16 protein-coding genes are annotated in these 20,609 nt (G+C 56.8%); 13 read left to right on the top strand and 3 right to left on the bottom strand.

The features are described from left to right. Positions 1-76: 76 nt before the first annotated feature. Complete coding sequence (locus OKC28_RS10090) at positions 77-1,387, bottom strand: type II toxin-antitoxin system HipA family toxin (protein WP_256686509.1); 1,311 nt, start codon at positions 1,385-1,387, stop codon at positions 77-79. Then, positions 1,387-1,641 (bottom strand): helix-turn-helix domain-containing protein, encoded by a 255-nt coding sequence (locus tag OKC28_RS10085; RefSeq protein ID WP_256686511.1) that lies wholly within the window; start codon positions 1,639-1,641, stop codon positions 1,387-1,389. Before OKC28_RS10085 ends, OKC28_RS10090 begins: the two co-directional genes overlap by 1 nt. A 606-nt stretch (positions 1,642-2,247) precedes the next feature. Here OKC28_RS10085 and hsdR point away from each other — a divergent pair. The 5 genes from hsdR (at position 2,248) to OKC28_RS10060 (ending at position 10,318) form a co-directional block, all read left to right on the top strand. Beyond that, positions 2,248-4,725, top strand: coding sequence for an EcoAI/FtnUII family type I restriction enzme subunit R (hsdR, locus tag OKC28_RS10080; RefSeq protein WP_270689079.1), 2,478 nt, complete (start codon positions 2,248-2,250; stop codon positions 4,723-4,725). Positions 4,726-4,845: 120 nt separating this feature from the next. Further along, positions 4,846-6,333 (top strand): N-6 DNA methylase, encoded by a 1,488-nt coding sequence (locus OKC28_RS10075; RefSeq protein ID WP_270689077.1) that lies wholly within the window; start codon positions 4,846-4,848, stop codon positions 6,331-6,333. Continuing rightward, a complete protein-coding gene (locus OKC28_RS10070; RefSeq protein ID WP_270689075.1) occupies positions 6,333-8,141 on the top strand; it encodes a restriction endonuclease subunit S in 1,809 nt (602 codons plus the stop codon). The genes OKC28_RS10075 and OKC28_RS10070 overlap by 1 nt, the downstream gene beginning before the upstream one ends. 40 nt (positions 8,142-8,181) lie before the next feature. Next, positions 8,182-9,189, top strand: a complete 1,008-nt coding sequence (locus OKC28_RS10065) for a YecA family protein (RefSeq protein ID WP_256686518.1) — start codon at positions 8,182-8,184, stop codon at positions 9,187-9,189. 10 nt (positions 9,190-9,199) lie between these two features. Then, positions 9,200-10,318 (top strand): hypothetical protein, encoded by a 1,119-nt coding sequence (locus OKC28_RS10060; protein WP_270689073.1) that lies wholly within the window; start codon positions 9,200-9,202, stop codon positions 10,316-10,318. A gap of 199 nt (positions 10,319-10,517) precedes the next feature. Here OKC28_RS10060 and OKC28_RS10055 read toward each other — a convergent pair whose 3' ends face one another. Continuing rightward, positions 10,518-11,381, bottom strand: coding sequence for a YicC/YloC family endoribonuclease (locus OKC28_RS10055; protein ID WP_256686522.1), 864 nt, complete (start codon positions 11,379-11,381; stop codon positions 10,518-10,520). A 271-nt stretch (positions 11,382-11,652) separates the two neighbouring features. Here OKC28_RS10055 and rph point away from each other — a divergent pair, with 271 nt between their 5' ends. The 8 genes from rph to OKC28_RS10015 all read left to right on the top strand — a co-directional run bounded on the left by rph (position 11,653) and on the right by OKC28_RS10015 (position 20,366). After that, positions 11,653-12,369: a ribonuclease PH gene (rph, locus tag OKC28_RS10050; RefSeq protein WP_256686524.1), complete on the top strand. Its 717-nt coding sequence runs from the start codon at positions 11,653-11,655 to the stop codon at positions 12,367-12,369. 79 nt (positions 12,370-12,448) lie between these two features. Then, positions 12,449-13,102 (top strand): orotate phosphoribosyltransferase, encoded by a 654-nt coding sequence (gene pyrE / locus OKC28_RS10045; protein WP_058395167.1) that lies wholly within the window; start codon positions 12,449-12,451, stop codon positions 13,100-13,102. Positions 13,103-13,291: 189 nt separating this feature from the next. Next, the gene (locus tag OKC28_RS10040) at positions 13,292-15,721 is read left to right on the top strand and encodes a heavy metal translocating P-type ATPase (RefSeq protein ID WP_256686527.1); all 2,430 of its coding nucleotides are present in this window, start codon (positions 13,292-13,294) and stop codon (positions 15,719-15,721) included. Beyond that, the gene (gene cueR, locus OKC28_RS10035) at positions 15,722-16,111 is read left to right on the top strand and encodes a Cu(I)-responsive transcriptional regulator (RefSeq protein WP_005318178.1); all 390 of its coding nucleotides are present in this window, start codon (positions 15,722-15,724) and stop codon (positions 16,109-16,111) included. A gap of 84 nt (positions 16,112-16,195) precedes the next feature. After that, a complete protein-coding gene (locus OKC28_RS10030; protein WP_181455381.1) occupies positions 16,196-17,350 on the top strand; it encodes a GGDEF domain-containing protein in 1,155 nt (384 codons plus the stop codon). 30 nt (positions 17,351-17,380) lie between these two features. Next, positions 17,381-17,644 carry a YihD family protein gene (locus OKC28_RS10025; protein WP_005318183.1) on the top strand — a complete coding sequence of 88 codons (264 nt, stop codon included), beginning with the start codon at positions 17,381-17,383 and terminating at the stop codon, positions 17,642-17,644. Positions 17,645-17,840: 196 nt separating this feature from the next. Beyond that, entirely contained in the window at positions 17,841-19,292 is a 1,452-nt protein-coding gene (ccoG, locus tag OKC28_RS10020) for a cytochrome c oxidase accessory protein CcoG (protein ID WP_125601940.1), read from the top strand. An 84-nt stretch (positions 19,293-19,376) separates the two neighbouring features. Beyond that, on the top strand, positions 19,377-20,366 hold the full coding sequence (locus tag OKC28_RS10015; RefSeq protein WP_059113820.1) for a serine/threonine protein kinase: 990 nt from the start codon (positions 19,377-19,379) through the stop codon (positions 20,364-20,366). Positions 20,367-20,609: the final 243 nt, after the last annotated feature.

Raw genomic sequence — 20,609 nt, 5'->3', positions numbered from 1 at the left:
ACTGGGCCTGGATGTGAGGTGGTAATGGTTGGTGCTTATGTTTTGTCTCTGGCCAGGATTCATTTCACTTGGTTGACTACAGAGTTAAACGCTGCGCTCTGGTGCTGAGTCCATCCAGAATCGAGTCCGCAATCTGGGCGGGAAATGTCTCTGGTAACTGCTGACTGACGGCCGAGATCACTTCATCCAGACTACTGGCCATTTCGTTTAGGATCATTTCCATTTGCACCTTTTCAAATCCAACCGCTTTGGCAGTCTGATAGAAATGGCGAGGAAATATCTGCTCTATCGCATATTTCTTGCCCTTGGTCGCGGTCAGGCCCATGGCCAGCTTTGCATCGCGTGGGTGTAGACCTCGGCCGCCAAACACCGGATAGACAGATAGGATGTCGTAAAAAGGGGTCAGGCGAAAACGCCCTTCCGGTTCAATAAAGACCGAGAAGTTCTTTGCATGGCCATCGGTGGCCGCCAGCAGCCAGAACAGGACCTGAGACTTCATGAACAGGTAGCGATCCTGTTCTGGTGTCGCAGAGCCCAGCAAGGTTTTCATGATGTCAGTGATCCCCGGTCCTCCATGGCTCTCGTATTTCCGTGCTGACGGAACATTCAATACCTGACAGAAATCTTCTTGGGGAAGGCGCATGATCCAACTGCGATCGGCAGCGTAACGTCTGTCGAAGCGTTCCACAGCCAGTGCTTTGACCTGGCCAACCTGCATCATGAAGCAGTGAGGTACGGGTAGACCAAACTCCTTGGCAATCAGAGTGCAGAGATATTCATTTTCTACGCTCTGGGAGAGGTCTATCGAGTAGGAGTGGCTTTCAATCTTGCCGATAGGGAGTTTGATAATGTGGGTTGTCGGCGTTGCATTGAGTGGCAAGTACCAACGGCCATCGAGATAGAGTAGCGCAGTCTTTTCTTGCGCCCCGGCGATAGAGATCCGGAACTCCTCTTGCTCCCTGACCATCCCCAAAGGGATTCCTGATTTGTAGCTGGTCAGGATCTGCTCGAGCTCGTCATCGGAAAGTGCCTTGTAGTCGATTCGCCTGACATCTGGAACATCGTGCCCTTCGGTAACCAGCTGTAATGCCCCTACGCTATCCTGGCCAATGCAACTGAGCAGATCGAAGGGCTGGGTTGATGCCGCTTGATAGCGTGCTACAACCCTGTTCCTCACCTCCGTATTATCTGGCAGCAGGTTGTCGAAAAAGTTATAGGCTTCATCGCCCCGGTAGGGCTGATGGCGCAATGGCATGGAGAGTGAGATGGGACGGCTGCCTGGTTGTGCTAACCATGACCCATGGTACTGAAACTGATGGGCGCCGCTGGTAGTTTTGGTGAATGTGCCTACCCGATAGCCGTTCATGTAGACAGCCAGATTGGCCATTACCACTCCTCCTTCCAGCCCGATGCCGGACTCTCGGATGACTCATTGCGGGGTTTGATGTCCAGTGACAACTCGAGTGCTGCGAGGATCTTGAACAGGGTCTCCAGCTTGGTGGACTCAGGGTTGAGCTCGAAGCTGGATACAGTGTCTTGCCTAATCCCCACTTTCTCGGCCACTTTACCCTGGGAAAGCTTTTGCGAAAGCCTGGCATCCTTGATATAGGCGCTCAGCTGCTTGGCGCTGGTTACTTTCATGATTCGACAACCTGGTAGCGTGCGTTCTTCTAATTTACACGCTATGGCAGGTATATCAAAGCTTACCTGTTATAGGAGGTAAATATCATTTACACGCCATAGGCGGTTTTTAGCATTTATCCCCTATAGCGGGTAAGAGAACGGCAAAGTCGAAGTTTCAATCGATATGCGCAGCCAACCAGCCGAGACCTTGCTCTGCAAACGTAAACAGCTGGTCGCTATAGCCAGGATTGTGAGGGACGCTACGCATTATCGTGCAGCAAACCTACCGATCCTGACTGAAGTATGTGGGTGGTCTGTATCAAGCGTTCAAAGACAACTCAAAAGCTATCTATTGGTGAAGGCGCAGACTTGAAGTGTGTTCCGTCGGATCAAAAGGCTACCGAGAGGTCGTGTTTTGATGCCGTGCGATGGTTCCAAAAAGGTATGCCCTTCAACAAGCATTCACTACGACCTAGTTATGCCATTGCCAGACGTATCCTTGGCCAGAAGGCATGCTATCAAGAGCAGCCCCCCATGTTGCTTTATGAGTCTGAAATCAACAAAACTCGGCTGATTTTATGAGAGAATCTTGAGCAATATTGTCCCCCGACCGGAAGAGTGCTCATGGCCGAGATCAACAAAGCAACCCTCACCGAAGCCGACATCATCTCGAAATACTTGCTGCCTGCTATCAAGGCGGCGGGGTGGGATGACCTGACCCAGGTCCGCCAGGAGGTGAAGCTGCGGGATGGCAAAGTGGTGGTGCGCGGCCAGATGGCAGCACGGAAAAAGGTCAAATCGGCCGATATCGTGCTCTATCACAAGATGGGCTTGCCACTGGCAGTGATCGAGGCCAAAGCCAACCAGCATGAGATTGGCAAGGGGATGCAGCAGGGGCTCGATTATGCCCGTCTGCTGGATGTGCCGTTCGTGTTTGCCAGTAACGGCGATGGCTTCGTGTTTCATGACAAGACCAATCCGGCCCAGCTGGAGTCCGAGATTGCGCTGGAGGACTTCCCCAGCCCGGGCCAGCTCTGGGATAAGCTCTGCACCTGGAAGGGCTACACCCAGGCCCAACTGCCTGTCATCAGTCAGGACTACTACTCCGATGGCAGCGGCAAATCCCCTCGCTACTACCAGCTGCAGGCCATCAACAAGACAGTAGAAGCCATATCGAAAGGTGAGGATCGGGTGCTGCTGGTGATGGCCACCGGCACCGGCAAGACCTACACCGCGTTCCAGATCATCTGGCGTTTGTGGAAGGCGGGGGCCAAGAAGCGCATCCTGTTTTTGGCCGATCGCAACATTCTGGTGGATCAGACCAAGATCAATGACTTTCAGCCCTTTGGCCCGGCCATGACCAAGGTCACCGGACGCACTGTCGATCCCGCTTATGAGATCCACCTTGCCCTCTATCAGGCGCTCACCGGGCCAGAAGAGTCACAGAAAGCCTTTAAGCAGGTCTCACCCGACTTCTTCGACCTGATCGTGGTGGATGAGTGCCATCGGGGCAGCGCCGCCGAAGACAGCGCCTGGCGCGAGATACTCGAATACTTCTCATCGGCCACCCAGATTGGTCTCACCGCCACGCCCAAAGAGACCGAAACCGTCTCCAGCACCGATTACTTCGGTGACCCTGTTTATACCTACTCCCTCAAAGAGGGGATCGAAGATGGTTTTCTTGCCCCCTACAAGGTGGTGCGGGTCGATATAGACGTTGATCTGCAGGGGTGGCGTCCCACCAAAGGGCAGATGGACAAACAGGGCAACCTGATTGAAGACCGTATCTATAACCAGAAGGATTTTGACCGCACTCTGGTGATCGACGAGCGTACCCAGCTGGTGGCCGAGACCATCACCAACTACCTCAAGAAAACCGACCCGATGGCCAAGACCATAGTGTTCTGCAACGATATCGATCATGCCGACCGGATGCGACGGGCGCTGGCAAACCTTAACCCTGAGCAGATGCTGAAAGATGATCGCTATGTGATGAAAATCACCGGCGACGATGACCTTGGCAAGGCCCAGCTCGACAACTTCATCAACCCGAAAAAGCCCTATCCGGTCATCGCCACCACCTCCGAGCTGATGACCACTGGCGTCGATGCCAAGACCTGCAAGCTGGTGGTGCTGGATCAAAACATCCAGTCCATGACCAAGTTCAAGCAGATCATAGGCCGTGGCACCCGTATCGATGACAAGTACGGCAAACTCTGGTTTACCATTCTCGACTTCAAGAAGGCCACCGAGCTGTTTGCCGATCCCCGTTTCGATGGCGATCCGGAGCGCGTCATGGTGGTCAAACCGGCAGACATCAACAACCCCGATGATGGTCTGGGCGATATCATCGATGGCACCGATCCACTGCCAGCCGATGAACCCGGCGATAATGACGATCCGCTTGCCCCCGGTGTCGATGAACACCCCGGTAGCTACACAACCGGCAGTGATGGTGGCCAAAGTGGCGCAGGGGGGCTGGGCGCAGGCCCGCTGGGTGGTCCAACGCCCGGAGTCAGCAAGTATTATGTCAACGGCGTGGCCGTCAGCGTCATCGCCGAGCGGGTGCAGTATTACGATGCTGATGGCAAGCTGGTGACCGAATCCTTCAAGGACTACACCAAAAAGACCCTGCTCAAGGAGTTTGCCACCCTGGATGCCTTCACCAGACGCTGGCAGGCGGCTGAGCGCAAGCAAGCCATCATGGATGAGCTGGTACAGGCGGGCGTGCTGTGGGAGGTGTTGGAGCAGGAAGTGGGCAAGGAGCTCGACCCGTTCGACCTTATCTGCCATGTGGTATACGATCAGCCGCCACTGACCCGCCGTGAGCGGGCGAACAACGTCAAAAAGCGCAACTACTTCACCAAGTACAACGACACCGCCCAGCAGGTGCTTACCAGCCTGCTCGAAAAGTATGCCGATCAGGGTGTGACCGAGATTGAGACCAAGGATGCGCTAAAAGTGGCCCCCTTTACCGAGTTGGGTCGGCCGCTGGAGTTGGCCAAGAAGGGCTTTGGTGGCGCCAAACAGTTCGAACAGGCCATCACCGAACTGGAGCAAGAAATCTATCGCCACACTGATCGCGAGCAACAGAGCGCCTGACGCCAAGACTGCAACCGAACCACAGTGCGGCCATGGCAATCATGGCCGCTCGTTTTATCGATCTTCCTGACGCATTCGCCCCTGTATTCGTCACCATTGTTGTAAAAAGCAGAGAATTCCATGTCATCCATCAGCTCAGTTATCAAATCCATTCAGGACATCATGCGCAAGGACGCCGGTATCGACGGCGATGCCCAGCGCCTCGGCCAGCTCTCCTGGCTGCTGTTTTTGAAAGTGTTCGACGCCCAGGAAGAGGAGCTGGAGTTTGAGCAGGGTAACTACCGCTGCCCCATCCCCGAGCGTTTCCTGTGGCGCAACTGGGCGGCCGATAGCGAAGGGCTGACCGGCGATGCCCTGCTCGATTTCGTCAACAACGATCTGTTCGATTCCTTAAAAAACCAGCCTGCCAATATCAGTCTCAACCCCCGTGGCTACGTGGTGAAAGAGGCGTTCAGCGATGCCTTCAACTACATGAAGAACGGCACCCTGCTCAAGCAGGTGATCAACAAGCTCAACGAGATCGACTTTACCGACAGCAGCGAGCGCCACCTGTTTGGCGACATCTACGAACAGATCCTGCGCGACCTGCAAAGCGCCGGTAATGCGGGCGAGTTCTACACCCCCCGCGCCGTCACCCGCTTTATGGTCAACCGCATCGACCCCAAACTCGGCGAGCGGATCATGGACCCGGCCTGCGGCACCGGCGGCTTTCTCGCCTGCGCGTTTGATCATGTCAAAGAGCACTATGTCGAGACCGCTGCCGACCACCAGACCCTGCAACAGCAGATCCTGGGGGTCGAAAAGAAGCAGCTGCCGCACCTCCTTTGCACCACCAACATGTTGCTGCACGGCATCGAGGTGCCGGTGCAGATCCGCCACGGCAACACCCTCGACAAGCCGCTGTCGAGCTGGGATAGCGATATCGATGTGATCCTCACCAACCCGCCTTTTGGCGGTACCGAAGAGGATGGCATCGAGCAGAACTTCCCTGCCGATCTGCGCACCCGTGAAACCGCCGACCTGTTCCTGCAACTCATCATCGAAGTACTGAAAAAGGGTGGTCGCGCCGCCGTGGTGCTGCCCGATGGCACCCTGTTTGGTGAAGGGGTCAAAACCAAGATCAAGCAACTGCTCACTGCTGAGTGCAACCTGCACACCATAGTGCGGCTGCCCAATGGCGTGTTTGCCCCCTATACCGGCATCAAGACCAATATCCTCTTCTTCACCAAGGGGCAGCCCACCCAGGATGTCTGGTTCTACGAGCACCCCTATCCGGCTGGGGTGAAAAACTACAGCAAGACCAAGCCGATGAAGTTCGAGGAGTTTGAGGCAGAGATCGCCTGGTGGGGTGAGGAGGCGGACGGCTTTGCCGCCCGGGTAGAGAACGAGCAAGCCTGGAAGGTCAGCATCGACACCATCATCGAGCGCAACTTCAACCTCGATATCAAGAACCCCCATGTCGGTGAGCAGATAAGTCACGACCCCGACGAGCTGCTGGCGTGCTATGCCACAGAGCAGGCTGAAATCCAGACCCTGCGTGACCAGCTAAAAGCCATTCTGGGCGACGCCTTGGGCAAAGGTGCGGCCAAGCAGGGGGAGCAGGCATAATGGCGGCGCTGAAAATAGAAAATCTGATTACCGACCACCTGGATCTCTGGACTGCGGCGGTGCGCCCCAAAAGCAGTGCCGGGCGCGGCAGCAATAGCAAGCTGGAGCTCACCGGCATCAAAAAGCTGCGCGAGCTGATCCTTGAGCTGGCCGTGCGCGGTAAATTGGTGCCGCAAGACCCCAGCGATGAACCGGCCTCCGTGCTGTTGGAACGGATCGCCGACGAAAAGACGCAGCTGGTCAAAGAGAAGAAAATCAAAAAAGAGAAACCGCTACCTGCGATTAGTGAAAACGAAAAGCCGTTTGAACTGCCGCAGGGCTGGGAGTGGTGCCATTTAAAAGACATCATCACCATAATGGATGCTGGCTGGAGCCCTGCTTGCCCTCCTGAAGCCTCACCAGATATTGATACTTGGGGTGTCCTGAAGACAACAGCAGTACAAACCTTGGAGTATCGAGAATATGAGAACAAAGTTCTTGATAAAACAAAGACTCCGAGACCCGAGTATGAAGTTATGGTTGGCGACATCCTAATTACTCGTGCTGGCCCTAAAAATAGAGTAGGAATTTCATGCTTAGTTGAAAAAACCAGACCAAAGCTGATGATTTCTGACAAGATAATTCGATTTCACTTGGTTGAAGTTGGTTTATCGGAACGTTTTATATCTCTATGCCTAAATGCTGGTGCAACAGCTGTTTATATTGATGGCTCAAAATCTGGCATGGCTGAAAGCCAAATGAATATATCTCAAGATAAACTTAAACTTGCTCCTATTCCGTTGGGTCCTCTAAAGGAGCAAAACCATATTATGGATAGAGTGGATGAGTTAATGGCCCTCTGCGACCAATTGGAGCAGCGCAGCGAATCACAGCTGGCGGCCCATCAGACATTGGTGGAAACATTACTCACCACCCTGACCGACTCCGGCGATGCCGACGAGCTGGCGAAAAACTGGGCGCGGCTAAGCGCTCACTTCGATACCCTCTTTACCACCGAGGCCAGTATCGACGCCCTGAAACAGACCATCCTGCAACTGGCGGTGATGGGCAAGCTGGTACCGCAAGACCCGAGCGATGAACCCGCCTCCGCTCTGCTGGCGCGTATCGCCGCCGAAAAGGCGCAGCTGGTCAAAGAGAGGAAAATCAAAAAAGAGAAGCCGCTACCCGCGATTAGTGAAGAAGAAAAGCCGTTTGAATTACCGAAGGGGTGGGCATGGTGCCGATTCGGATTACTACCGACTTTTTATTCTACAGGGCTTGATAGAGGGAGGAGCCAACAATCGATTGATGGCCAGTATATATATTTCAAAATGAATAATATTTTGAATGATGGCGGCTTTGATCTAAGCAATGTGACTCGAGTGAATGCAATGCAAGGTGAGGTTGAACAATATTATATTAAAAAACACGATCTTCTGTTTAATACTAGAAATAGTGAAGAGCTTGTTGGAAAAACCTGCGTGTTCACCTCCGATACTCAGGAGATCATTCTTTACAATAACAATATATTAAGGGCTGAATTCTTTGATGAGGTCTTACCCTATATGATCGATATATGGATGCGCAGCCCTGCTGGTAAAAATGAATTGAATAAAATTAAGTCTGGCACGACGAATGTTTGGGCCATATATCAAGGTAAATTAGAGTCACTACCTTGTGTGATCCCCCCTTGTGCAGAACAGCATCGGATTATAAAGAAAGTCGATGAGCTGATCTCCCTCTGCGATCAACTTAAATCCCGCCTGCAAACCAACCAGCTGACCCAACTTGCCTTGGCCGAGTCGCTGGTGGAAGGAGCCTTGTCCTGATAAGCCGCTTGCAGCATTCGCCCGATGATAAGAGGCATGGATGATGAAACTCAGTCGAAACGATCCCTGCCCCTGTGGCAGCGGTAAAAAATTTAAACGTTGTTGTATGACCCGCGAGGACAAGCTGCATGCCGACGTGCAGGATGAGGTTGCCGCCATGTTGGCCATGAACCCACATTTGAGCCTGGCGGAACTCAATGTGGCGTTACAGCACAAAATGGCGGATCGTAATAACCAACCGCATCCCGATTTTTGTGGGGTGACGCCAACCCAAATGGCTAATTGGCTTTATGCACCGTTCGATCAATTACAGTGGCTCACCATCAGCACCCCAGAAGATCTTTCTGCCAGCCCGGTGATGCGCTATTTAGGCCTCATGCTTGATGAGGCCATGGCGCAATCCGGGTCATTCAACGCCACCAGCAAAGGCAACTTGCCGACGAAGTTAGTCAAACAGGCCTGTGAGTTGTTGCCGGAGTTTGCCGTGGCGCAATGCGGTTCTAACCTCGGTATCTGTGAGTTTGCGGGCAATAACGAAGACAAATTCAATGCCCTGCACTACACCAGAGTGTTGGCCGAACTCAGTGGGATTATTTATCGCCGTAGCGGTCGCTATCATGTGAAAAAAGCAGCGCAAAAACAGTATCAGGCGGCAGGGATACCGGCCTTTTTTAAACCTATGCTAGCGGCTGCCGTCAGCCAATATAACTGGGCGTATTTTGACCAACATCCATTCGATGTCGATGTGGGTATATTTTGGGTGTTTATGCTGTGGCGCCTGCAACACCACCACAGCGCCGCCGAGTTGGTGCAAGAGGTGATGACGGCGTTCCCCGATGTGCTCTTGGCCATCCCTCCCGACCATTACTTTTCACCGGAAAGCAATTTGGGCACGCTCATCGAGTTACGGTTTATTGAACGATTTTTACAATACTGGGGATTTGTGACGATTGAGCCGAAGCGTTATATCAACGCTGAGCCGGTCGCCAGAAGGGTTCATATCCAGCCTTTGTTACAGCAAACCTTTCAATTCACCCTTAACCGATAGCAAGGTCATCGTGAGCGAATATCAATACTACAAATTTGAGCGTGTCGACGGGCAGTTAGCCCCTCACGCCCGCCAGGCACTCAGAGCCATTTCAAGTCGAGCCGAGATTACTGCGACCGCTTTTCAGGTCTATTACACCTACAGTGACTTGAAGGCTGAGCCTGCTGAGCTGATGTTAAAATATTTCGACATCGGTTTTTACTATGCCAACTGGGGTTCCATTGATGCTTATATCAAGCTGCCTGCCGGCACGATCCCCGATGCGTTACTTGGCGTTTCGCTCGATGGCCTTCATGTAGATGAAAGCGATGAATGGCAATTGATGATTTTTTCCATCGAAGAGTATGGCGAATATTTTGACGATGAACAGGCTGACGACTTTTTCCAACATTTAGCCGCTTTGCGCAGTGCCTTAATTCAGGGGGATTGGCGTCTTGTCTATTTTATGTGGCTGAAAGAATGCGAATTTAATGAAGAAATTGATGGGGTGCCTTTAATTCATTTCGATTTTGAGCACCTCAGTGAGGAGCTGCAGGCTTTTGCCACCCTTTATGATATTCCCTTGGCGTGGGTTAACGCACTGGCCATGGTGCTGAATGCACACCCCAGTCACCCAGCCAAACAGGCCGAGTTTCAGTTTGACGGCTGGTTCCATCATCTCACTGACGGGGAGAAACAGACGCTATTAAGCACACTGTTTGAACAAGGCCAGTTAACCCGTCATCAAGCCTTGGCGATGACGCGAAAAGAATCGGCCAACCAAGACCAAGCCTATCAGTATTGGTTAACTCCCGACCTGATCACTCCTTACGTTGCACAAGCGCAACGCCAATTACAGCAAGCGCAAGCTGAAGCGATCGCAAAGAAAATGGCGATTGAAAAAGCGGAAAAAGAAAAAGCATTGACGGATATCTACCATCAGCGCGAACACGCTTGGCAGCAAGCACAAGAACAAGCGGATCGCACGTGCGCCAGTGGCTACGATGCGGCATCACGCTATTTGCATCAGTTATGCGAAGCCTATCAGCTCAAAGGCGATAGCCCCGCGTTTGCCCTGCGCTTTAAGCGATTTGTGGTGGCGAACAACAGCCGTAAAGCGCTGTTAACCCGGCTGAAAGATCTCCTGTAGGCGGGTATCCGGTTACGCAACATGACCCTTTTCGGCGAACGGGGAGCCATCATCGTCGAACAACACAAGCAGGCGCGGCAGGTCGGTTGTCACCGACATCTGCCCATTTATGTGGCTAGGAAAATTAAAAGCCCTGTATCTACCCTGCTATTCACAAGGTAACACGGGGCTTTTAAGAGATGCCTGGGCTGGTGAAAAACTATTCGATGTTCTGAATTTGTTCCCGCATCTGCTCGATAAGGACTTTCAGCTCGACGGCGGACTGGGTCACGTCGGCGTTGATGGATTTCGAACCGAGCGTGTTCGACTCGCGGTTGAACTCCTGCATCATGAAGTCGAGACGACGGCCACAGGCGCCACCCTTCTTCATGATTTTGATGGTCTCACTGATGTGCATCTCCAGACGATCCAGCTCTTCGGCTACATCGATCTTCTGGGCCAGCATCACGATTTCCTGCTCGATGCGAGCCGGATCCAGCTCTACCTTGGCCTCGGTCAGGCGGTCGGTGAGCTTCTGGCGCTGCCACTCTATGATCTGCGGCAGGTGCACGCGTACTTTCTTCACTTCCACCTGAATGCCATCCAGACGCTGCTGGATCAAGTTCTTGAGGTTGGCACCCTCGCTGGCACGGGAGGCGATGAAATCCTCCATGGTCTGGTCAAACCCGCCGAGCAGCTCGGTGGCGACTGCATCCATGTCCTGTTCGGCGGCGGCCATGACACCCGGCCAGCGCAGCACGTCAACCGGGTTGAGCTGGCCCTGGCCCGCTTCTTTCATTACCCAGTTGGCGCTGTCGATGATCAGCTTGGCCAGCTCTTCATTGATGTGCAGCTGGCTGGCGGCGGCTTGTGCTGCTTCGAAACGCAGGTTGCACTCCACCTTGCCGCGCTGCAGCTTGGCGCGGAAACGTTCACGCAGCACCGGCTCCAGGCTGCGCAGTTGCTCCGGCAGGCGAATGTAGGTTTCCAGATAGCGCTGGTTGACCGAACGAATTTCCCAAACGGCTGTGCCCCAGTCGCCCTTGAATTCCTTGCGGGCGTAGGCGGTCATGCTGTGAATCATTGATTGTTCCGAGCTTGATGAAGTGTGGGGCCAGTATACTCAGCCCGGCCCTGCTCGTCAGCCGATGCCGTGGTTTTAGAACCAGGTCCAGCTTTTGTGGCGCTGCTGCCCTGCATCCCTATTGATGGTTATTGCTGCCTGTTCCTGCGCGCTCATTCACCTTGGCGACGGTCTTTCACGACTGATCAGGAACCGCTTCTTAGCGGCTGATATTTGGGGCGGGATCACTTATAATCCCCCGCCAATTTGAGCCAGCCCAGAGGTCCGTTCCATGTCACGTCCCAGCGATCGCAGTGCCGCGCAACTTCGCCCGGTTACCATTACCCGCAATTTCACCAAACATGCAGAAGGCTCAGTGCTGGTGGAGTTCGGTAACACTCGCGTGCTCTGCACCGCCAGCGTCGACACCAGCGTACCGCGCTTCCTGAAAGGGAAGGGTCAGGGTTGGGTGACTGCCGAATATGGCATGCTGCCGCGCTCCACTCACTCCCGGATGAACCGTGAAGCGGCCGCTGGCAAGCAGAGTGGCCGTACTCTGGAGATCTCCCGTCTGATCGCCCGCTCACTGCGTGCGGCTGTCGACCTGACTGCGCTGGGCGAGCACGCCATCACCGTTGACTGCGACGTGCTGCAAGCCGATGGCGGTACCCGCACCGCCTCCATTACCGGTGCCTGCGTGGCGCTGGTGGATGCGCTGAACTGGATGGTTGAGAAGGGCATGATCAAGCAGAGCCCGCTCAAGCAGATGATCGCCGCCGTCTCCGTCGGCATGTATCAGGGCGAAGCCATCTGCGATCTGGAGTACATCGAAGACTCCGCCGCCGAGACCGACATGAACGTGGTGATGACCGAAGATGGTCGCATCATAGAGGTGCAGGGCACCGCGGAGGCCGAGCCCTTCACCCATGAGGAGCTGCTGGCGATGCTGGGGCTCGCCAAGGGCGGCATTGAAGAGATCATTGGGCTGCAGAAGCAGTCGCTTTCATAATTTTAAAAACGCGGCATGGACCGCGTTTTTTTATACCTGAAGCAACACGACACCAAGACGAAACCAGCAAGGAGCCAGAATGAAAGCCTACCAGCGTCAATTTATCGAGTTCGCCCTGGAGAAGCAGGTCCTCAAATTCGGTGAGTTCACCCTGAAATCCGGTCGTAAAAGCCCCTACTTCTTCAACGCCGGTTTGTTCAACAGCGGCCGCGATCTGGCCCGCCTCGGCCGCTTCTATGCCGCCGCCCTGATGGATGCCGGCATCGAGTTCGATGTGCTGTTTGGCCCGGCCTACAAGGGGATCCCCATCGCCTCCGCCACCGCTGTGCAGTTGGTGGAGCAACACGATGTGGATGTGCCCTGGTGCTTCAACCGCAAGGAGGCCAAGGATCACGGTGAGGGCGGCAATCTGGTAGGCAGCCCGCTCAAGGGGCGCATCATGCTGGTGGACGACGTCATCACCGCCGGTACCGCCATCCGCGAATCCATGGATCTGATCCAGGCCAACGGTGCTTCCCTGGCTGGCGTACTGATCGCGCTGGATCGTCAGGAGAAGGGCAAGGGTGAGCTCTCCGCCATCCAGGAGGTGGAGCGTGACTATGGCGCTCACATCATCGCCATCATCCAGATGGGGGATCTCATCGCCTATCTGGAAGAGAAACAGGCAGAGCAGCCGGAGCTGGCGGTACAACTGGCAGCCATGCAGGCTTATCGCGCCCAGTACGGCATCTAATCGCCCGTTGTTCTAGCGCTAACAAGCCATGCATCGGCGCTCGCCTCTTGCCCGGGTAATCCGGCAGGGGCGGGCGTCGCTTTTTTATGTTTAAAAAGTGCGTGTCGTGGCTTGAGCTTGCCCTTACAGTAAAGGTTAGGGTTTGTCGGTCGGCAGCCAGTTTGGCCGATTGGTTCCGAGGAGGACACCATGACCACCCAGATTCAAGACCCCATTCATCTGCAACTGCCGCTCAGCGGCATGAGCTGCGCCAATTGCGCCAGCCGCATCAGCACCGCCCTTAACCAGCTAGAGGGAGTAACGGCCACCGTCAACTTCGCGCTGGAGCAGGCGGCCATCGAGTTGAGCGATCCGGCGCGCTTGCCAGCGGTGCTCGACAGCATTACCGGGCAGGGTTATGGCTATGGCCACGAGACCCTCTCCTTCCAGATCAGCGGCATGACCTGCGCAGGCTGTTCAGCACGTCTCAACAAGATGCTGGCGGCATTGCCTGGCGTTATTTCGGCTGAGGTCAATTTCTCCATCGAGCAGGCCCGTATCGAGCTGGTGCCGGGTATGCAGACGCCGGCCTCGTTGCGCGAACGTATAGAGGAGCTCGGCTTTGGAGCCCAGTTGGCGCAGGGCTCTGCCAGCGGTCGCCGCCAGCAGTTGCAGGCGCGGGAAGCTCAGGAAGCCGCCGCCACACACAAGGCGCTGATCCAGGTTGTTATGTCGGCCCTGCTCACCCTGCCGCTGCTGGTGGGCATGATCGCCATGGCGGGCTTGCTGCCCTGGCATATGCCCGCATGGCTGGAGCTGGTGCTCGCCACCCCGGTGCAGTTCTGGATTGGGGCCCGCTTCTATCGCGGCGCCTGGCTTGCCCTCAAGAACCGCGCGGCCAACATGGATGTGCTGGTGGCGACCGGTACCAGTGCCGCCTACTTCTACAGCCTCTACCTGCTGCTGACGTTGGGGATGGCCGCCAGCGGCAAGCTCTATTTCGAAGCGAGCGCCATCATTATTACCCTGATTTCGTTGGGAAAACTGCTGGAGGCGCGCGCCCGCCGCAGCACCCAGTCCGCTATTCGCGAACTGATGGCGCTGCGGCCGGAAACCGCCACCGTCTGGCGTGGCGAGCGCTGGCAGAGCCTGGCCATAGATGAAGTGCTGCGCGGCGATCGGTTGCGGGTGCTGGTGGGCGAGCGGGTGCCTGTGGATGGCAAGATAGTGAGCGGCGAGAGTGAACTCGATGAATCCATTCTCACCGGCGAGAGCCTGCCGGTGCCGCGGGGTATCGGGGAGGGCGTGCTGGGCGGCGCCATCAACCGCTCCGGCGTGCTGGAGATCGAAGCCACGACCGTGGGGGAGGATTCCAGCCTCAGCAAGATCATCGCCCTGGTGGAGAGCGCCCAGATGGGCAAGGCGCCGCTGCAACAGCTGGTGGACAAGGTTTCCGCCGTGTTCGTGCCTGTGGTGATGGCCATAGCCCTGTTCACCCTGCTGGTGTGGTACGCCTACGGCCACGACTTCGGTCAGGCACTGCTGGCTGCCGTGGCCGTGCTGGTGATCGCCTGTCCCTGTGCGCTGGGGCTGGCGACGCCGGCAGCCATAGTGACAGGCACCGGGGTGGCGGCCCGTCACGGCATTCTGATCAAAGACGTGGATACCCTGCAGAAGGCCCACGCCATCAAGGCGCTGATCTTCGACAAGACAGGTACCCTCACTCAGGGGCGGCCCGTGCTGGCGAGCTGGAGCGGCGATGACGAGCAGTTGCGGCTCGCGGCCGCTTTGCAGCAGGCGAGCGAACACCCGCTGGCGCTGGCCATGCGCGAGGCGGTCGGCAACGGTGCGACAATGCCCCAGCCGGAAGCGGTCGAGGTGCGGGTTGGGGCCGGTATTGTCGGTCAGGTGGCGGGCCACAGGGTCGCCATCGGCAACGCCTCCCTGCTGGCTCAGCTCGGCATTGAGCCGCCACAACAGGATGAAGCGCCCGCCGACGGCGCGACCCGGGTCTGGGTTGCCATCGACGGCGTGGCGGTGGCTATCGCCGCCCTGGCCGATACCTTGAGGCCAGAGAGCCCGGAAGCCATTTCCATCTTGCGCCAGCGTGGTATCGCCAGCTGGCTGGTGAGCGGCGATGCGCCGGCACCCGTGGCCCATATCGCCGCCAAGCTGGGGCTGGACGGAGCCTTTGACTCCGTGCTGCCTGCGGGCAAGGTGGAAAAAGTGGAGGCGCTGCGCGCCCGCACCCAGGGGCTGGTGGCCATGGTGGGGGACGGGGTGAACGACGCCCCTGCGCTGGCGGCGGCGGACGTGGGCATCGCCATGGGCTCCGGCTCCGATGTGGCAATGGAGACCGCCTCCATCACGCTCATGCGATCTGACCCTCGCTTGGTGGCCGATGCCATCGACATCTCGGCGGCCACCTGGCGCACCATACAGCAGAACCTGTTCTGGGCCTTCGTGTTCAACATCATTGGCATTCCGCTGGCAGCACTGGGCTATCTCAGCCCCGAGCTGGCGGGGGCGGCCATGGCCCTGAGCAGCATTACCGTTTTGAGCAATTCCCTGTTACTGAAACGCTGGCAGCCCAAGGCGGCGCACACACCAGCCCTCATCCAGATTGGTAAGGAGACATAAATGAATATCAGCAAGGTTGCCAAGGCCACGGGGCTGACCGCCAAGACGATTCGCTACTACGAGAGCATCGGCCTCATTTCAGCCCCTGTACGCAGCGACAACGGTTATCGCAGCTACACGGAGGGCGCGTTGCGGGAGCTGCGCTTCGTCAAGCGTGCGCGGGAGACAGGCTTCAATCTGGAGGAGTGCCAGGAGCTGTTGGCGCTCTATCGGAACGAGCACAGAACCAGCGCTCAGGTGAAGAAGCTGGCGCAGGAGAAAATAGTCGATCTGCGCAGCCGCATCGCAGGCTTGCAAGCCATGCTGACCTCCCTCGAAGGGCTGGTCTGTTGCTGCCACGGGGACGAAAACCCTGAGTGTCCTATCTTGGACGAGCTGGAACGCGGTTGACTAACCGCTTAATAACAGACGTTTTATTGTTGGCCCGGAAGGGGGAGTGGTAGACTGTGCGGCTCTTGTACAGGGAGCATGCAGTTGACTCAGAGTGTGACACGTCAGGTGAAGCAGGCCATCATGGCCCAGCTTTATACTCACTCCTCATTCAGCCTGCCTTGCCTGGGCCTGCTGGCACTCGGCTGGAGCCTGCTGTTCCACGATTACCTGCCCGCTGGCGAGGCACTCGGCTGGTTGGCACTGGTCTGCCTGCTGCTGCTGTGTCGAGGCTGGCACCTGCGCTGGCGTCAGTCCAGTCTGACGCAGACCCCCTTGCCAGTGCTGGAACGCGAGCTGTTCATCGGGGTCACCATTACCTCCATCATCTGGGCGCTCGGCGTGCTGCTCTACATGGACAAGCTGCCCGACACCTATCGTGCCGCCATGATGATGCTCTCCAGCCTGATCCTCACCGGCAGTGCCATCATGCTGTTTGGCAGCCGCCGCTCCCTCTATGGCGCCGTCTTGCCACTCGGGCTTGCCATGCTGTTCGAGCTGGGGGCCGGCAACGAGCAGGAACGGATTGTCTCCTGCATGCTGGCAGGCTATCTGTTTGTCTTTTTGCCGACCCTGCTGCGCCGTCTGCGGCGGGATCAGGTCGCCTCCCTCTACCACCGCTTCTCCAACGCCGATCTGGTGGCCGAGCTGAAGGCCGTCTCCGAGCATTTGCGTCTCACCTCCCGCCTCGATGGCCTGACCGGCATTGCTAACCGCGCCCACCTCGACGACTCTCTGGAACGGGCCTGGCGCCGCTGTCACCGCGCCCGGGCGCCCCTGTCGCTGGTGCTGGTAGATGTAGATTATTTCAAGCAATTCAATGATCTGTACGGTCATCAGCAGGGTGACGAGTGTCTGCAACGGGTTGCTGCTCTGCTGGCCGAGGTGCAGCGCCGCGAGGATGATCTCGCCGCTCGTTACGGCGGGGAGGAGTTCGCTCTGTTGCTGCCCTGTACCAGCATGCAGGGGGCCTTGCAGATTGCCGAAAACGTGCGGATGGCTCTCAAGGATCTGGGTATCCCCCACCAGAAATCCCTGGTCTCAGGCCGGGTCAGTTGCAGCTTCGGGGTCGCCACTCTGGTGCCGGATCAGAGCGGCTCCATCGCGGAGCTTATCCAAAAAGCGGATGCGGCCCTCTATCAGGCCAAGCATAATGGGCGGGATCGTATCGAAGTAGCCTTGATGGGTAAGGTTGCCTGAGTTTCACATGACAGATTAAAGAGGTTGTCTATGCAATGTCATCGTATCGAAGAGCTGCTGGAGTTGTTGCAGCCTGCCTGGATCAAGGAACAGGATCTCAGCCTGGTGCAGTTTGTTGCCAAACTGGCGGCAGAAGCTGGCTATGACGGCGCCTTGTCCGACCTGACCGACGACATGCTGATCTACCACCTCAAGATGCGGGAATCCGACAAGCAGGCGATGATTCCGGGTCTGGCCAAGGATCATGTGCCCGATTTCAAGGAAGCCCTGCTCAAGGCTCGCGGCATCAAGTGATCCCTGCTTGGTACAAACCGGGCTGAGTGGTTTCATGAGAATCTCAACGAGAGGCGTATCGTCAACCGGCGATACGCTTTTTTTGTTGCTGAAAATTGCGACACGACTCGAACATTAGATACATCTTACCCACACAATTAGCAGGCTGTTTAAGATATAATCCGCTCCATAACAAATAAGGGAGCTGTGTCTTGCAATGGCCGATCATGAAAAAATCGATATCAAGGATGTGACTGACAAGAGCGTCACCGGGACTTTCAACCCGAACACGTTCAAAGCCAGCGATGACAGGTTCAATCCCGGCAACCGCATTTACGTGAGGGCACAGACCGGCTATTGGCAGCGGATGCGCAAGGTCATGGGCTGGTTCTTCGTGGTGCTCTTCGTCGCCTTGCCCTGGTTGCGCTATGACGGTCGTCAGGCCGTGCTGTTCGATGTTGGCCATCAGCAGTTCCACATCTTTGGTGCCACCATCTGGCCGCAGGATCTGACCCTGCTGGCCTGGATCTTCATGATCGCCGCCTTTGCCCTCTTCTTCGTGACCACCTTCCTCGGCCGGGTCTGGTGCGGCTATCTCTGCCCGCAGACGGTCTGGACCTTCATGTTCATCTGGTTTGAAGAGAAGCTGGAAGGCGCCGCCAACAAGCGGCGCAAGCTGGATGCCGCCCCCTGGAGTGGCGAGAAGCTGGCCCGCAAGGGGGCCAAGCATCTGGCCTGGATCCTGCTATCCCTCGGTACCGGTCTCACTTTCGTCGCCTACTTCCAGGATGTGACCGAGCTGGTGCCCGACTTCTTTACCCTGCAGGCGAGTGGTTGGGTCATCTTCTGGGTACTGTTTTTCACGGCCTGTACCTACGGCAATGCCGGTTGGATGCGTGCCATCATGTGTATCCACATGTGCCCCTATGCACGCTTCCAGTCAGCCATGTTCGACAAGGATACCTTCATCGTCGGCTACGACACCAAGCGTGGTGAGACCCGGGGTGCCCGTAGCCGCAAAGCGGATCCCAAGGCGCTGGGGTTGGGGGATTGCATCGATTGCGACCTCTGCGTTCAGGTCTGCCCGACCGGCATCGACATCCGCGACGGCCTGCAGTACGAGTGCATCAACTGCGGTGCCTGCGTCGACGCCTGCGACCAGACCATGGATCGGATGGGCTATCCGAAAGGGCTGATCAGCTACACCACAGAGCACAAGCTGGCCCATAACAGCACCCATGTGGCGCGGCCCAAGCTGCTCGGTTATGGCCTGGTGATGGTCATCATGCTGGGGGTGTTCGTCTACAACGCCATGTCCATCATGCCCATGGGACTCGACATACTGCGGGATCGCAACCAGCTGTTCCGCGAGAACAGCGAGGGGCTCATCGAGAACACCTATACCCTCAAAATCCTCAACAAGACACTGCATGCCCAGACCTATCAGCTGGATGTGGAAGGGCTGCCGGAGCACGAGTGGTTCGGCCCCCGCGAAGTGACCCTGAAGGCGGGCGAGATCTACACCCTGCCGGTGAGCGTGGCGGTCGATCCCTTCAACCTGAAGAAGCCGACCCTGGATATACGGTTCGTGCTGAAACGGGATGGGGCGGCAGCCGATGACAGCAAGGGCACACTGCGTCAGGCCAGCAAGTTTATCAGCCGGCTGTAATGGGAATAGTTGGTGCAACTGATTGGTTTGGAACGCCATTGAGCTTAGTGGTGATAGAATGGGGCGCAACGGCGCCCCTTTTTAATGGTGGATGACATGCGTTTCAACTATTCCGACCTTACTCCCGACCTCATCATGGATGCGCTGGATCTCAGCGGTCTGCGACTCGACTCCGGCCTCATCGAGCTCAACAGTTACGAAAACCGGGTCTATCAGTTTCAGGACGAGGAGCGCCGCCGCTATGTGGTGAAGTTCTACCGTCCCGGTCGCTGGAGTCGTGCCCAGATCCTGGAAGAGCACGATTTTGCCGCCCGACTCAATGAGGCTGAGATCCCGGTCGCTGCGCCGCTCTCCTTCGCGGGTGAAACCTTGCTGGAGCATCAGGGCTACCCCTTTGCCATCTGGCAGAGCGTGGGAGGCCGCCAGTTCGAGGTGGACAACCTGGATCAGCTGGAGTGGGTGGGACGTTACCTTGGCCGGATTCACCAGATCGGTGCCAGCCGATCCTTCCATCACCGCGTCCGGCTGGATGTGGAGAGCATGCTGCACGAACCGCGCGAGCTGCTGGCGTCCGGCGAGTGGCTGCCGAGCGGGCTGGCCAAGCAATTCTTCGGTGTACTCGACGAGCTGATCAAGCACGTCTGCGATGCCATGACTCTGGATGTGGCACAGATCTCCCTGCACGGTGACTGTCATCCGGGCAATATTCTGTGGCGTGATGGCCCCATGTTTGTCGATCTCGACGACTGCCGCACCGGCCCCGCCATCCAGGATCTCTGGATGATGCTGAGCGGCGAGCGCCACGAGCAGTTGATCCAGCTCGATACCCTGCTGGCTGGCTATGAGGAGTTCATGGAGTTCGATCCGCGCGAGCTGGCCTTGATTGAGCCGCTGCGGGCCATGCGCATCGTTCACTACATGGCCTGGCTGGCACGGCGCTGGGACGACCCTGCGTTTCCCCGTCACTTCCCCTGGTTCAATACCGACCACTACTGGCGTCAGCAGATTGCGACCCTGCATGATCAACTGGCCGCGCTCAAGGCACCGCCGTTGACCCTGACGCCGGGGTGGTGACATATCAGGAGTGCTGATGGGGGCCCGCAGATCGCGATACCTGCCGCACGATCAACTGGCTGCGCTCAAGGCACCACCGTTGACCCTGACGCCAGGGTGGTGACATATCAGGAGTGCTGATGGGTGCCCACAGATCGCGATACCTGCCGCATGATCAACTGGCCGCGCTCAAGGCACTACCTTTGACCCTGACACCGGGGTGGTGAGCGAGGGCGCGTCGGCATAAGCCCACAGCGATTGTCT

This window comes from Aeromonas sp. D3 (assembly GCF_027705025.1).
GTDB classification, from domain to species: Bacteria; Pseudomonadota; Gammaproteobacteria; order Enterobacterales; family Aeromonadaceae; genus Aeromonas; species Aeromonas salmonicida.
Note: the sequence above shows the minus strand (reverse complement) of the source record. Positions and strands in the feature narration are given on the sequence as shown.